This window comes from Stutzerimonas stutzeri (genome assembly GCF_024448715.1).
Taxonomy (GTDB): Bacteria; Pseudomonadota; Gammaproteobacteria; order Pseudomonadales; family Pseudomonadaceae; genus Stutzerimonas; species Stutzerimonas stutzeri_AR.
In genome coordinates, this window is the sequence record NZ_JAMOHZ010000005.1 from 440,203 (window position 1) to 454,489 (window position 14,287).

Genomic DNA, 14,287 nt, shown 5'->3' on the forward strand with positions numbered 1-14,287 from the left:
CAGGGCCTTGATCGCACGTAACCGCAGGAAGCCGGGCATGCTGGAAATTCGTCACCTGAAAACCCTTCATGCACTACGCGAGACAGACAGTCTCGTCGAAGCGGCGGAACGCCTGCACCTGACCCAGTCAGCGCTCTCGCATCAGTTCAAGGAATTGGAAGAACGTCTGGGCCTGCAGTTGTTCGTGCGCAAAACTCGGCCCGTACGCTTCACCAGCGCCGGCTTGCGTCTGTTGCAGCTGGCCGACAGCCTGCTGCCGCAACTACGCAGCGCAGAGCGTGACTTGGCAAGACTGGCCGGCGGCACCGCCGGACGTCTGCATATGGCTATTGAGTGTCATAGCTGCTTCCAATGGCTGATGCCAACGATCGATCAATTCCGCGATGCCTGGCCGGAAGTCGAGCTTGATCTGGCTTCGGGCTTTTCCTTCGCCCCGCTACCTGCGCTGGCGCGTGGCGATCTGGATCTGGTGGTGACGTCCGACCCCATCGAGCTGCCAGGCATCACTTATGTCCCGCTGTTCACCTACGAAGCCCTACTCGCGGTCGCCAATCAACATCCGCTGGCGGCCCGGCCCTATGTGCGCGCCGAAGACCTGGCCAGCGAAACGCTGATCACCTACCCGGTGGAACGCGACCGACTGGATATTTTCACCCGCTTCCTGGAGCCGGCCGACGTCGAGCCAGCGCAGGTCCGCACCTCGGAACTCACGGTGATGATGATGCAGCTGGTCGCCTCGGGTCGCGGCGTCTGCTGCGTGCCGAACTGGGCGTTGCATGAATACAGCGCGCGTGGCTACGTCACCGCCAAGCGTCTGGGCGAGAAGGGCCTGTTTGCCACGCTATTCGCAGGCATTCGCGCCGACATGCTGGATTCGCCATTCATGCGTGATTTCCTGCTGACGGCCAAGGACACCTCTTTCGCCACCCTCGAAGGCGTCAGCGCGGCGCCAAAGGCAAGATAAGCGCTCAGTCCGGCTGGCGGTAAGGCAGCGCATCGCGCGCCGACTCGGCATAGCGCATTACGCCGAGGCGCTCTTGCTCCAGAAATTCGCTTACCGCCGCGCGCAGCCCCGGATGCGCCAGGTAATGCCATGATCGGGTGATTACCGGCTCGAATCCACGAATCAATTTGTGCTCACCCTGCGCCCCAGCATCGAAACGGGGCAGCTTGGCAGCAATGGCCTGGTCGATGCCCTGATAGAAACACGTCTCGAAATGCAGCCGGTCGAACTCGGCCAAACAGCCCCAATAACGACCGTAAAGCCCCTGCGTATCGATCAGGCTGAAGGCCATGGCTACCGGTTGGCCGCCCTGCTTCGCCAGCACCAAACGAATCGCCTCCGGCATGCGCTCGGCTAGCAGGCTGAAAAAGCTACGCGTCAGATAAGGCGCCTGACCGCGCAAGTAGTAAGTGTTAGCGTAGCAGGCATAGACGAAATCCCACTCAGCTTCGCTGACCTGATGGCCGTCGCGCCAATCGAACTCGATCCCCTGTCCCGCCACCTGCTCGCGCTCCTTGCGCAGCTGCTTGCGTTTGCGCGAAGTGAGGCCATCGAGGAAGTCTTGGAAGTCCCGGTAGCCACGGTTGTGCCAGTGGAATTGACAGCCGATGCGTTCCAACCAACCGTCACGCCCGTGAAATACGGCGTCAGCATCCGCCTCGGTGAAATTCACGTGCAGGCTCGATTGCCCGTGCTCGACAAGTCCGGAACAGAGTTGATCGAGCAATTGCCCAGCGGCGTTGCGATCGCCCAGCAGGCGCGCCCCGGTCACCGGCGAGAACGGCACCGCGCAGAGCAGCTTGGGGTAGTACTCGATCCCGGCTCGGTGACAGGCGTCAGCCCAGGCCCAGTCGAACACGTATTCGCCGTTGGAGTCGGTTTTGCGATACAGCGGCAGCGCGGCGATAACTTCACCCTGCGCGTCGCTGAGCAACTGATGCCGCGGTCGCCACCCGCTGCGACCACCGACACTACCGCTGTCTTCCAGCGAGGACAGAAAGGCGTGGCGAAGAAAGGGCTGTAGATCGTTACCGAGCAAGGCATCCCAACGAGCGGGCGCGATGTCGGCGAGGCAGGAAAGAGTCTGGATAGGCATGTGCGCCAGTCTGGCGGCTAAACCGAACGAAAAAAAGCCCCATGAGCATGGGGCTTGAAAGGAGCATCACGGATGGAGCGGTGTTGCGTTAGAACACGTACTGCGCGCGGAACACCATGCCGTCGCCGTCGTCATCGCCGTTAGCGTTCTCGGAGTTGTCGACCTTGGCTTTCACGTAGTAACCACTGAGCTTGACGTTCTCATTGGCGTACCAGTTCAGGCCAATGTTGTGCACCTTGCCTTCGACATCGGCGGTGGGATCGATGCCCACGGTGTCATCCTCAGCCTCGATGTTGTCGTAGCGATAGAACACTTCCCAGGCGCCAATCTGCTTGTTCTGCGGCTTGATGGAGTCGAAGCGGCCGAGTTTGTAGGTACGAGCTTCACCGGTCAGGGTGTAGGCGACCTGGGCGTAGTAGCCAGTGGCTTCGATGTCTTCGTAGGCGGCGTCATCGGCTTGCAGGTCGCGCTTGATGTATTCGCCCTGTACCGACAGCGGGCCCATCGCCCAGGCGGCTTCCACGCCGAAGGCCTTGTCTTCGCCGTAGGAACCGGCTGGTAGGCCGTCGTCGCCAGCCAGCTGCAGACGGTTGCCCTCGTCGCCAGCATCGTTGCCGCCCGCAGTGCTCACACCACGCATGCCCAGACGGCTGCGAATACGAGTGTCGACCGCGGTGTCGTCCAGGTCGCGCTGGGCGAAGTTCAGCCCCAGGTGGAGGACGTTGCCCGACTCGTGCATCGGCGCGAAGACGCCGCGCAGGTTGAACTGCTTGACGCTGTTGCCGTCTTCGTCGTTCTGGTCCTTGGCATGCAGGCCGGCCGACGCGTAGAAGGAGTCGCCAGCGGTGCCGTTGAGCTGAATGCCCATGCCGTTCTGGTGACCGTTGGCCCAGTCAACCAGATCATAGGCGGCGTTACGCTCTTGGGCGGTGACCCACTTGGAGCTGGTAGCTTTCTCCAGACCGAAGTCAGGGTCGAAACGGCCCATCTTGACGTTGATCGGATCGAAGCCGGTGTAGGTGATGGAGGCTTCGTCCCAATAACCGTCTTCGGAGCTGCCGGCATTGTGGGCGAAGTCGTAGCTGAACTTGTACTCCCAGTCGCTGTACGCAACGCCCGAAATCTCAAGGAAGGCGCGACGGAAATAGGCGGCATCGGCAGCGTCGCCACTGTCGGTGTAGAAACCGTCAAAGGTGCTGTAGTCGGCCTGCAGACGACCGCCAATCTTGAAGCTGAACTGCTTGTCCGTCGTGGCGACTTCCAGGCCACCCTTGGTCTTGACTACGATGTCAGCGCCGTCTGTTGTGACGGTGCCGGCGAAAGCCTGGGCGGAAACGGCCAGAGCGAGTGCGCTGGCGGCGAAACCGGCGAAGTGCTTACGGATCATCGAAAATTCCCCTTTGTTTAGCGTTGGAAAAACACACTGGTAGTGGCTCTTTGTGCTGCGGGAATCTTGGCGAGCCGGTATGTCAGCTAAATTGCCGTTCCGTAAAGGTTTTATGACAAGAGGAACTTAATACGATTCTGTTTATCGCTTTTGGGAACAAACAAGATACGGGTCGTTAACCCAAACGCGACGCAAAAAAAAGGCGGACCGAAGTCCACCCTTGATGAGATTTTTGGCAGCGTAGTAATCAGCGCCTGCGCAGAATCACGCTACCGATTGAATAGCCCGCGCCGAACGAACTGAGCACCCCGAGACTGCCGCTGGGCAGGTCGTCTTGATGCTTGTGGAAGGCGATTACCGAACCGGCTGAACTGGTGTTGGCGTAGGTATCGAGAATCACTGGTGCCTCTTCCGGGCTGGCGTCGCGACCCAGCAGTTTGCGCACGATCAAGTGGTTCATGTTCAGGTTCGCCTGATGCAGCCAGAAGCGTTTGACCGAACCCACCTCAATATCGTTTTCCTTCAGGTGCTCGCCGATCAGCTCGGCCACCATCGGGCAGACTTCCTTGAACACCTTGCGACCTTCCTGGACGAACAGTTTGTCCGGGTTGGTCATGTATTCCTCGGCCGTGCGGTTGAGGAAACCGAAGTTATTGCGGATGTTGTTGGAATATTCGGTCACTAGCTTGGTGCTGATCACGTCCCACTGATACGGCGAAGTGGCCTGATCGGCGCGCTCGACGATTACTGCCGTGCAGGCGTCACCGAAGATGAAATGGCTGTCCCGATCACGGAAATTCATGTGCCCGGTGCAGATCTCCGGGTTGACCATCAGGATGGCCCGCGCTTGTCCCAGCTGCACCGAGTTGGCCGCGTTCTGGATACCGAAGGTCGCCGAGGAACAGGCCACGTTCATGTCGAAGCCGAAACCCTTGATGCCCAGTGCCGCCTGTACTTCGATGGCAACCGCCGGATAAGCGCGCTGCAGGTTGGAACAGGCGACGATCACTCCATCAATGTCAGCTGCGGTCTTGCCTGCACGCTCCAGCGCCTGCTCGGCAGCCTTCACCGACATCTCGCAAAGGATCGACCATTCATCATTGCTGCGCTCGGGGATGCGCGGAACCATGCGATCCGGATCGAGAATACCGGCCTTGTCGGTGACGAAGCGGCTTTTGATGCCCGAGGCTTTTTCAATGAAGGCGGAGCTGGATTCGGGTGCTGGCTGCACCTCGCCAGCTTCAATGGCGGCAGCATGCTCGTTATTGAAGCGGTGGGCGTAAGTGTTGAAGGACTCAACCAGCTCGTCGTTGGAGATGCTCTGGGCAGGGGTATAAAGACCGGTACCGCTGATGACGACGTTATGCACAGTCGTTCCTCGAATATTGGCTGATCGTTATCTGACGTTCGGAACAGAACGAAGCCGGCCTGAAGCCGATTGCGGTCGTTCATCTAGCGCCTGTTGATATGGCGGCTATTGTGCACGAAAACGTAACAGAATCTGCAGCTCAGCGCGTAAAAGCAGACAAATGTTGGCGAGGCGCAGCGGCCTATCGCCACGCATGTAAGGGCTTGGCGAGGCACGGTACCGACAAGCTTTCGGTTATTCTTGCGCTCCCCCGCGCTGCAGGACTGCTGCCCCATGAAAGACCAACTCGCCGAATTGATTCGCCTGATCAGCTCGGGCTGCATGAGCGACGAGGCGATCAACCGCGTCGCCGACGAAGCCGCTCAGGCCTATGCAGATCCTCAGGCCTTTTTGCAGGCCAATCCGGATATCAACTACGACGATGACTTCCCCATACCGCTGGGCGAATGGGTAGTGGTTGGCAGCCTGCCTGACACAGTGCTGTTCCAAGCCGACGATTATCAGATGTTATTCGAGCAGATCATCGACTCGTTCGGCCCGGACGTTGCCTTCGTGCTCAAACCCAAGCAACTGGCCAAAACCGAGCCATTGAAAGCGCTCAACCGCATCCAGACGCAGCTCAGCAGCCTGTACCCGGAAAAAGGCGGCTACGTGCTGGTGGACTTCAGCGAGCCGCTGGACGATGAACTGCAAGCCGTACTGGTTTACACCAGCGATGTGGAGCGCGTGATGGCGCTGGCGGTCGATGTGGGCATCTATGCGGCTCCGGCACTGGCGGCTTTGCAGGCGGAACTGGGCGAATAAGCTCAGCGCTGGCGCAGCGGCTCCAACAAAGACGACAAACCGTTGTGGTCGATCTCCTGCATGAGCGCCAGCAACTGGCCGATATCCCCTGGCGGGAAGCCGACTCGGGCGAACCAGTTCAGATAATTGCCCGGCAGATCGGCAATCAGACGGCCCTTGTACTTTCCATAAGGCATCGTCTGGGTCACCAGACGTTGAAGATCTTCCGGTTTCATGAATCGCAGGGTCGTTGAGATAAGGCCGCAGATACTGCCACAGCACATCCACTTCGGCAGCCGTCACTAGCCAGAACATGTCTGGCCGTTCGTCATAAACAGCTTCACACCGATCATGCATCTTTGGCACATCAACGGATCGAGCCCGCACTGCATCTGCGTCCGCTCGCGTTCTTGCGTACGCTCTGAAACTTCTGGGCCCGCCTGGAGAGACGTGATACAGCTCGGCTATGCGTGGGATAGATAATGCGATGGCGCCAGCCGCCAAATCGCTTGTCACACTAAGAACATTTTCGTGATCGCCGCCGGGCGATCACGCCTTGATCAAGGAGTGCTAGATGACACAAGCCAAACCCACGCCCGAACTGGACGACGCCGCGCTGGCATTTGCCGAGCAGGTCTTCGACAGCGCCCGCGCCGGCGATGCCCAGCGCCTTGGCGAACTTCTCAGCCGCGGGCTGCCCGCCAACATCCGCAACCACAATGGCGACAGCCTGCTAATGCTCGCCAGCTACCACGGCCATCTAGACGCTTCACGTGTATTGATCGAAAACGGCGCCGACCCCCAGTTGCGAAATGACAAAGGCCAGACACCGCTGGCTGGCGCCGCCTTCAAGGGCAGCCTGGACATGGTCAAGCTGCTGATTGAACAGGGTGCAGATGTCGAGGGCGCCTCGCCCGATGGCAAGACCGCGTTGATGATTGCCGCCATGTTCAACCGCACCGAAATAGTCGAATACCTGATCGCCCACGGTGCCGATCCGCATGCGACTGATATAAACGGCGCCACGCCGCTGGCCGCTGCAGCAATGATGGGTGCTGCCGATACGCATGCGCTGTTGAACAGCATCGGCAGCTGACCCACACGGATTACCATATCTGCCGCGGGTCACGCAGAACAATAACCCGCGGCGCCGTTGAACCATCGCGCCATACTCCGATCTTTGTGACTGCCCCGACAGCAGGTAGCTCTCCCCTTCCGGCCGCCTGAACGGGATAATCCCGCGCTTTCTTCTGCAACCTCCGAGGTCGACCATGACGGCGTATGCCAACCCGCCAACGCAGCGCTTTTCGCCGCGCGCCATTCTGCTGATCGAACTGGCACTGGCCATGGGTGGATTCGCCATTGGTACCGGCGAGTTCGCCATCATGGGATTGATGCCCAATGTTGCCCTAGGCCTGGGGATCAGCGAGCCGCAGGTCGGCAACGTAATCAGCACCTACGCGCTGGGCGTGGTGGTTGGCGCACCATTGCTGGCGATCCTCGGGGCGCGCATGTTTCGGCGGCATCTGCTGTTGCTGCTGATGACTTTTTTCGCGCTGGGCAACTTCGCCAGCGCCTTGGCACCGGATTACCACTCGCTGATGCTGTTCCGCTTCATTGCCGGCCTGCCGCACGGCGCCTATTTCGGTGTGGCGATGCTGGTGGCCGCTTCGATGGTGGCGCCGGATCAGCGCGCCAAGGCAGTTAGCCGCGTACTGGCCGGCCTGACCATCGCCATGCTGATCGGCAACCCCACCGCGACCTGGCTTGGGCAATGGCTGAGCTGGCGCTGGGCGTTCGGCCTGGTGGGTCTGATCGCCCTGTTGACGGTGCTGCTGGTGGCGATCTTCCTGCCGCTCAACCGCGACGAACCACGCAACAACCCGATGCGCGAGTTGCGTGACTTCAACCGCAAGCAAGTCTGGCTGGCACTGGCGATCAGCTCTGTCGGATTTGCCGGCATGTTCTGCGTGTTCGCCTATCTGGCACCGACGCTGCTAGAGGTCACCGGCGTCAGCGAAAACTGGATCCCTGTAGGGCTGGCGGCTTTCGGCCTGGGCGGCATCATCGGCAACCTGTTTGGCGGCTGGCTGTTCGACCGGTTGCGCTTCAAGGCGATTCCCTTGTTGCTGCTCTGGAGCATCGCAGTGCTGCTGGTGTTCCCCTTCGCTGCCCACTCGCTGTGGACCATCCTGCCGGCCGCCTTTGCCGTCGGCACCATGGTCTCGCTGTCGCCTGCGCTGCAGACGCATCTGATGGACGTCGCCGCCGATGCGCAAACGCTGGCAGCAGCGTCCAACCACGCCGCCTTCAATATCGCCAACGCGCTGGGTCCGTGGCTTGGCGGCCTGGCGATCACCGCAGGCCTCGGCTGGACCTCCACCGGCTACATCGGTGCCGCCACTGGCGCAGTCGGCTTGCTGGTGTTCTGGTGGGCCTGGACAGCGCAAGACGACCGTGCGAGTGCCAGCACACCGGCTGGCGCCTGCGATTGACTCCGATGCCGAAGAAATGTGACGGATAGCTTACTGCCAAGACGGCCTATCCGTTCCCGCGAAATATTTTTAACGCAGCGCTTAATTTTTCCAGACCCCGGCCGCTGTACTGGACCTTGTTTTCCAGACCGGCCCTTTGCTGATGCATCTCTCCCTGAAACAGAAAATGATTCTTCTGGCGCTGCTGCCTGTGTTGCTGCTCGCGCTGGTGTTGTGTGGCGGGACGGCGAAGATCCTGGCCGACCGTGCCGAAACTGAAATCGCCCACACGCGTGAACGGCTGATGGCGCAGAGCAAAAAGGAGCTGAAAGGCTACGTCGAGGTAGCGCTCACCGCCATCGCCGACCTCTACGAGGATTCGCCCAGCGGCGACATGACCGCACGCGCAGAAGCCATCGAACGGTTGTCACGCATCAAGTTCGACAATGCCGGCTATTTCTACGGCCACGACTCGAACATCGTTCGACTATTCCGCGGCACCAACCCGGACGGTGTCGGTACCAGCATGAAGGATCGTCGCGATCAGCAAGGCATGCTGATCAATACCGAGCTGGTGCGAGCCGCGAAGGACGGCAGTCATTACCTGCGGTACTTTTCATCGATGCCAGGCAAGGACAGCGTGCTGCTGCCGAAGCTGTCTTACAACTACTATCTGCCGAAGTGGGATCTGGCCATCGGCACCTCGATCAACATCGACAGTATCGACGCCGAGCTAGAGCAGATTCAGACGCAGATCGATGAGCGAATCGAGGCCATCGTGACCAGCACGCTGGTGCTGGCTGCCATCATGCTGGCGGTGCTTGGCCTCGTGGGGTTGGCACTGAGCAACTCGATTGTGAGACCGATTCAGCGCATCAAGGACAACCTCGACGATATTGCCGCCGGCGAAGGCGACCTGACCCACCGGTTGCAGATCACCAGCCAGGACGAAGTAGGCGAACTGGCGTCTTCGTTCAACCGCTTCGTCGAAAAGATTCACGGCATGGTCAGTCAGATGGTCGAGGTGACCACTCAACTGACTCAGCTGGTTGGCGAGGTGGCGGAGCAGGCGCGGCGCTCCGAAGCAGCCATGGCGCAGCAGCGTCAGGAAACCGATCAGGTCGCGACCGCCATTCATGAAATGTCCGCCGCTGCGCAGGAAGTCGCGCAGAGCGCGCAGAATGCCGCCAGCGCGGCGCAGCAGACCGATCAGGAAGGCCAGGACGCCAAACGCGTCGTCAACATCAGCGTTCAGCGTATTCATGCCCTGGTGCAGGACATCCGCGAGAGCGGCGCATCCATCGACAATTTGCGCGAGGACGTGGACTCGATCGTCAATGTGCTGGGCGTGATCCGCTCGATTGCCGACCAGACCAATCTGCTGGCGCTCAATGCGGCCATCGAGGCGGCACGTGCCGGCGAAGCAGGCCGCGGCTTTGCCGTGGTGGCAGACGAGGTTCGTGCGCTGGCCAGCCGGACTCAGCAGAGCACCCAGGAAATCCAGGGCATGATCGACCGACTGGAGCAAGGCACGCAGAGCGCCGTCAACGCCATGACCCGCTCCAGCGAAGCGGGTGAGAGCAGCAGCGAACAGGCCAACCGTGCTGGCGTTTCGCTAGACGCCATCGCCCAACTCATCGGCACCATCAACGCAATGAACGCACAAATCGCCAGCGCCGCCGAAGAACAGACCTCGGTTGCCGAGGAGATCAACCGCAGCGTGCATCAGATCGCCATGTCCGTCGATCAGGTCGCCGACGAGACCCAGCAAGGCGCGCAGACCGCACGCAACCTGGAGCAGCTGGGTAATCGCCTGGGGTCGCTGGTTAAGCAGTTCCGGATCTGACGGCCAGCGATCTGATCGTGTCGCACCAGTGACGAGTAACGGTCAGGCTATCCAGCGAAACTGTCATAGCACTTAGCGGGCCGCCGAAAGGTCGGCGGCCTGCCGTCCAACATCAAGTAACCAATCAGCCGTCGGCGCCTCTTGCAGATGGGGCGGTCACGAGTCCCAATTAACGCTCCTGCTTAGCCAATAGTGAGCGCCATGCCGAACGCCGTTTTTCGCCAATCCAGACTCAGGCTGCTGTGTCTGCTGCTTGGCAGCATCCTGCTCGCCAGCCTACCTGTCGGCTGCTCGATGCTCGAACAGAAGGAACGCGAACTGGTGTTCCGCATCGAACCCGGCACCGCCAGTTGGTATCGCGGATTGCCGAGTGGTGTCGAGGAGCTGGAATTGACCGCGCCGGCGTTCGGTGACGATCAGAATATCCATGCTTGGTGGTGGCCTGCCGAACAGGCTGACGCGCCCGCCATGCTCTATCTGCATGGCTCGCGCTGGAATCTCACCGGCCACCTGTTCCGCCTCGAGCAGGTTCGCTCGCTGGGCTTTTCAGTGCTGGCCATCGACTATCGCGGGTTCGGCAAGAGCGTTGGCGAGCTGCCTTCCGAAGCCAGCGTTTACCAGGACGCGCGCATCGCCTGGGATCACTTGAAAAAGCTCCAGCCCGACGCTGACAAGCGCCTGATTTACGGTCATTCGTTGGGCGGAGCGGTAGCGGTGGATCTGGCCGCCGAGCTTGGTCGCGAGGCCGAACGTCGCCGCGAGACACCGGAGGCGCGCGCACTGATCATCGAGTCCACCTTCACCAACCTTGCTGATATCGCTACCGAAGTGGCCGACACGCCCTGGCCAATCCGCTGGCTCGTCTCACAGAAGTTCGATTCCATCGACAAGATCGATCAAGTCGGCATGCCGTTGCTGGTGGTGCACGGCACTGCGGATAGATACGTGCCGGCACGCTTCAGCGAAGAACTCTATGACGCCGCTCAGCAGCCCAAACGCCTGCTGCTGATTGAAGGCGGCTCCCACAACAACAGCATGCGGGTTGGCCGGCAGGCCTATCGCAACGCTTTGGACGATCTGCTCGATGAAGACGGCAAGCAGCTAGGCGACGCGACGATGCGCGCCCAAGGCGCGGCGGGGTAAAACAGCATCGTCAACTGGGATCAGCAGCGAGCTCGACGGTGACAGGCGCTTCAGGCGCAAGGGCTTCGTACAGCGGCCAGGGATTGTGGCCCGTGCCGATCCATTCCAGCGTGGATTGCCAGAAGCCCTCGCGGTGGCGCTCACGGAACAGGTCGAAGTGCCCAACTTCCTGCATCCCCAACGCCCCGGGGCTGAGCTGGACGTGCTGCCTGTGGCTGTTGCGGTAGTAATCCAGGCCACGGCGAATCGCCGGTGGGGTTCCGTACTCGTCGTCACTCATGCTGATCGCCAGAATCGGCGCACGAATCGCCGCAAAGCGCTGCAGCACCTCATCGCGCTCGTGTAATGGGTAGCTGGCCTCCAGCCGCGACCGGCGAAATGCCCATTCCAACGCTACACCCGAAGGCAGATCTTCCAGCCAGCCCAGCCGTCGTCCTGGAAAGTAACCGCACAGCACGGTCACCGCGGGCATGAATAGATGCCATTTGGCGAACATCTGCCAGCGCTGCGCAGCGTCGTAGTCCCGCCAGTAGGCATACTGCGCACCGACGCTGAGAAAGCGATCCACCTGTGTCGCCGCAGCGGCGAATCCCGGTAGAAAGCCGCCAATGCTGTGCCCCACCGCCACGAGCAGACCATCAGCGTCGCGCTGACGCATCCAGCTCACGGCCGCATCGAAGTCGTAAGCGCCCCAGTCGCGCCAGCGGATGCCTGTGCCGCGCAAGCTCGTCGGTCGCGAGCCACCGATACCACGGTAGTCGTAAGTCAGCACCGCGTAGCCCTGCTCGCAGAGAAAGCTCGCGTACCGCGCGTAGTAGCGCGCCAGCACGCCGGTCGCGCTACTGACGACCACCGAGCCGCGCAGTGTACCGTCGCGGGGTAACCAGAGTTGCGCGGCGAGCTGATAACCATCGCGGCACGGTAGAAAGATGTGCTTGGGCATAGCTGATCGTCGCTCCGTGGACCTCATGCAACCTTGCCCGCTCGGGCGACATTTGGCCAGCGCAGCTGCACGAGATCATGGCGCTGCCGACCACCGACTGGCGGATTAGAAATACCTGAAGCTGACCCTCCCCTTCTTCATCTGCCGAAGAAGCGTGCCTGCGATGAAGCACGCCAACCAAGTCCACAACGTAACGCAACAGCTTTCAGTGCAGGACGCCGACAGCGAACGGAGCGGGACCCCAGCGGTCAATCTTCGAACGACGTGCGCGTCACAGCGGCATTGGCCGAGACGACCGGTTCCATTCCTCCCATCTGCTCGTAGCTGCCTCCGCCAAGGCGGCGATAGCCATACCGGCAATCCGGAGTGATTCATGCAGAGCGATCAGCTGACCGTATTCGCCGTGCTGGCTGTGACCCTGGGGTTGTTCGCGTGGAATCGCTTGCGTTACGACATCGTCGCGCTCGGCGCCCTGTTGGTTGTCACGCTGGCAGGCATCGTGCCGCCGGAGAAGGCATTCATGGGCCTTGGGCATCCAGCGGTCATCACTGTCGCCGCCGTGCTGGTACTCAGTCGCGGGCTGCTCAACGGTGGTGTGGTGGACTCGATGGCGCGTCATCTGACCAAAGTCGGTGACCGGCCCTGGGCTCAGGTGCTGACGCTCACCGGCATCGTCGCACTGTGCTCGGGCTTCATGAACAACGTCGGCGCCCTGGCGTTGTTCATGCCGGTGGCGATTTGGATGTCTCGCCAGAATGGCCGCTCGCCGTCTTATCTTTTGATGCCGCTGGCGTTCGGTTCACTGCTTGGCGGCACCCTGACACTCATCGGCACGCCGCCTAACATCATCATTGCCGGTTACAGGCGCGAAGTCGGTGAAGCGCCGTTCGGCATGTTCGATTTTCTCCCAGTGGGTCTGGCGATCACGATCGCCGGCGTTCTGCTCATTGCCCTGCTTTGGCGTCTGACGCCGCGCCGCGAGAACCCTAACGGTGATCAGCAGTTGTTCGAGATCAGCGCATACCTGACCGAGCTGAAGCTACCGGAAGGGAGCAAATACGCCGGCCGCACCCTGCACGAACTGATGGTCGCTGGCGGTGAAGATGACCTGCTGATCACCGCGCTGATACGTGGTGATCAGCAACTGCGAATGCCCTCGATGTATGAAGTCTTGCGCGACGATGACGTTCTGTTAGTCGAATGTGATTCGGACAGCCTCAAGGCCTTTCTCGACGCGACGAAAATGGACTTGGCCGCCCACGCTGACGGCGAAGCGGAAGCGCGCGAAAAAGCCGAACAAGAGAAGCAGGCAGAGAAGACAGGAGACAAGGACAAGCAGACAGAGGCCGAGGCAGCCAGAAAGGACCATCACAGCGAACAAGCCCTGGCCGAAGCCATCGTCACGCCGCAATCATCGCTAGTCGGCACCACCGCGACCGGCCTCGCCCTGCGCGAGCGCCACGGTGTCAATATCCTCGCTGTGGCCCGTCAGGGTCAGCGCTTGCAGCAGAGACTGAGCAAGATCCGTTTTGCTGCGGGCGACATTCTGCTGTTGCAGACGCGCGAGGACCAATTGCAGTCGACATTGAACGGTCTTGGCTGTCTGCCCCTGGCCTCGCGGGGCCTGCGCATTACCACACCACGCCAGGTATGGTTGGCCGGTGGCATTTTTGCTGCCGCGCTGGTGCTGATTGCGGCGGGGCTGATGCCGGCCTCGATAGCGCTTGTGGGCGCGGCGCTGTTGATGATCCTAACGGGACTGGTGCCCACCGGAGACATTTACAAAAGCATCGATATGTCGATCATCGTCCTGATCGCCGCGATGATGCCGATCGGCGAGGCGCTGGAAAGCACGGGCGGTTCGCAGCTGATCGCCGATGCCCTGCTTGAGGTCGGTCAGGCCGCACCGCCGGCAGCGACCATCGCGATACTCATGGCCGGCGTAATGCTACTGACCAATGTCGTCAACAACGCGGCCGCCGCCGTGCTCGCTGCGCCGGTCGCGATCAGCCTGGCGCAAGGTATGAATGCCTCAGCCGATCCGCTGCTGATGGCGGTTGCGATCGGCTCGTCGTGCGCTTTCCTCACGCCTATCGGACATCAATCGAACACATTGGTGATGGCGCCGGGCGGTTACCGCTTCGGTGACTATTGGCGCCTGGGTCTGCCGTTGTCGATTCTCGTGGTGCTGGTGGCTGTGCCAACCATTCTCTGGGTCTGGCCGCTCTAGTCAGATGATTTGC

General features: G+C 60.9%; 12 protein-coding genes. 7 read left to right on the plus strand and 5 right to left on the minus strand.

Going from position 1 to position 14,287, the window contains the following annotated elements:
• The first annotated feature begins 37 nt into the window (after positions 1-37).
• Positions 38-964 (plus strand): transcriptional regulator MetR, encoded by a 927-nt coding sequence (gene metR, locus NAV33_RS13925; RefSeq protein WP_255980982.1) that lies wholly within the window; start codon positions 38-40, stop codon positions 962-964.
• Positions 965-968: 4 nt separating this feature from the next.
• On the opposite strand, the gene NAV33_RS13930 is transcribed toward metR, so the two are convergent.
• From NAV33_RS13930 to NAV33_RS13940, 3 genes are all read right to left on the minus strand, one after another.
• On the minus strand, positions 969-2,099 hold the full coding sequence (locus NAV33_RS13930) for a GNAT family N-acetyltransferase (RefSeq protein ID WP_255980984.1): 1,131 nt from the start codon (positions 2,097-2,099) through the stop codon (positions 969-971).
• Positions 2,100-2,187: 88 nt separating this feature from the next.
• Positions 2,188-3,486 carry an OprO/OprP family phosphate-selective porin gene (locus tag NAV33_RS13935; protein ID WP_255980986.1) on the minus strand — a complete coding sequence of 433 codons (1,299 nt, stop codon included), beginning with the start codon at positions 3,484-3,486 and terminating at the stop codon, positions 2,188-2,190.
• Between the two features lie 247 nt (positions 3,487-3,733).
• Positions 3,734-4,855 carry a beta-ketoacyl-ACP synthase III gene (locus NAV33_RS13940; protein WP_255980988.1) on the minus strand — a complete coding sequence of 374 codons (1,122 nt, stop codon included), beginning with the start codon at positions 4,853-4,855 and terminating at the stop codon, positions 3,734-3,736.
• A 273-nt stretch (positions 4,856-5,128) separates the two neighbouring features.
• Here NAV33_RS13940 and NAV33_RS13945 point away from each other — a divergent pair, with 273 nt between their 5' ends.
• Positions 5,129-5,659, plus strand: a complete 531-nt coding sequence (locus NAV33_RS13945; RefSeq protein WP_255980990.1) for a hypothetical protein — start codon at positions 5,129-5,131, stop codon at positions 5,657-5,659.
• Between the two features lie 2 nt (positions 5,660-5,661).
• Here NAV33_RS13945 and NAV33_RS13950 read toward each other — a convergent pair whose 3' ends face one another.
• Complete coding sequence (locus NAV33_RS13950; RefSeq protein ID WP_255980992.1) at positions 5,662-5,874, minus strand: DUF3820 family protein; 213 nt, start codon at positions 5,872-5,874, stop codon at positions 5,662-5,664.
• A gap of 338 nt (positions 5,875-6,212) precedes the next feature.
• On the opposite strand from NAV33_RS13950, the gene NAV33_RS13955 reads away from it, so the two are divergent.
• The 4 genes from NAV33_RS13955 to NAV33_RS13970 all read left to right on the plus strand — a co-directional run bounded on the left by NAV33_RS13955 (position 6,213) and on the right by NAV33_RS13970 (position 11,101).
• Entirely contained in the window at positions 6,213-6,734 is a 522-nt protein-coding gene (locus NAV33_RS13955; RefSeq protein ID WP_255980994.1) for an ankyrin repeat domain-containing protein, read from the plus strand.
• 175 nt (positions 6,735-6,909) lie between these two features.
• Complete coding sequence (locus NAV33_RS13960; protein ID WP_255980996.1) at positions 6,910-8,133, plus strand: MFS transporter; 1,224 nt, start codon at positions 6,910-6,912, stop codon at positions 8,131-8,133.
• A gap of 142 nt (positions 8,134-8,275) precedes the next feature.
• Positions 8,276-9,958, plus strand: a complete 1,683-nt coding sequence (locus tag NAV33_RS13965) for a methyl-accepting chemotaxis protein (RefSeq protein ID WP_255980998.1) — start codon at positions 8,276-8,278, stop codon at positions 9,956-9,958.
• 201 nt (positions 9,959-10,159) lie between these two features.
• Positions 10,160-11,101 (plus strand): alpha/beta hydrolase, encoded by a 942-nt coding sequence (locus NAV33_RS13970; RefSeq protein ID WP_255981000.1) that lies wholly within the window; start codon positions 10,160-10,162, stop codon positions 11,099-11,101.
• Between the two features lie 10 nt (positions 11,102-11,111).
• Here NAV33_RS13970 and NAV33_RS13975 read toward each other — a convergent pair whose 3' ends face one another.
• On the minus strand, positions 11,112-12,044 hold the full coding sequence (locus NAV33_RS13975) for an alpha/beta fold hydrolase (RefSeq protein WP_255981002.1): 933 nt from the start codon (positions 12,042-12,044) through the stop codon (positions 11,112-11,114).
• 373 nt (positions 12,045-12,417) lie between these two features.
• Here NAV33_RS13975 and NAV33_RS13980 point away from each other — a divergent pair, with 373 nt between their 5' ends.
• Positions 12,418-14,274 (plus strand): SLC13 family permease, encoded by a 1,857-nt coding sequence (locus NAV33_RS13980; protein ID WP_255981004.1) that lies wholly within the window; start codon positions 12,418-12,420, stop codon positions 14,272-14,274.
• The last annotated feature ends 13 nt before the right edge of the window (positions 14,275-14,287 follow it).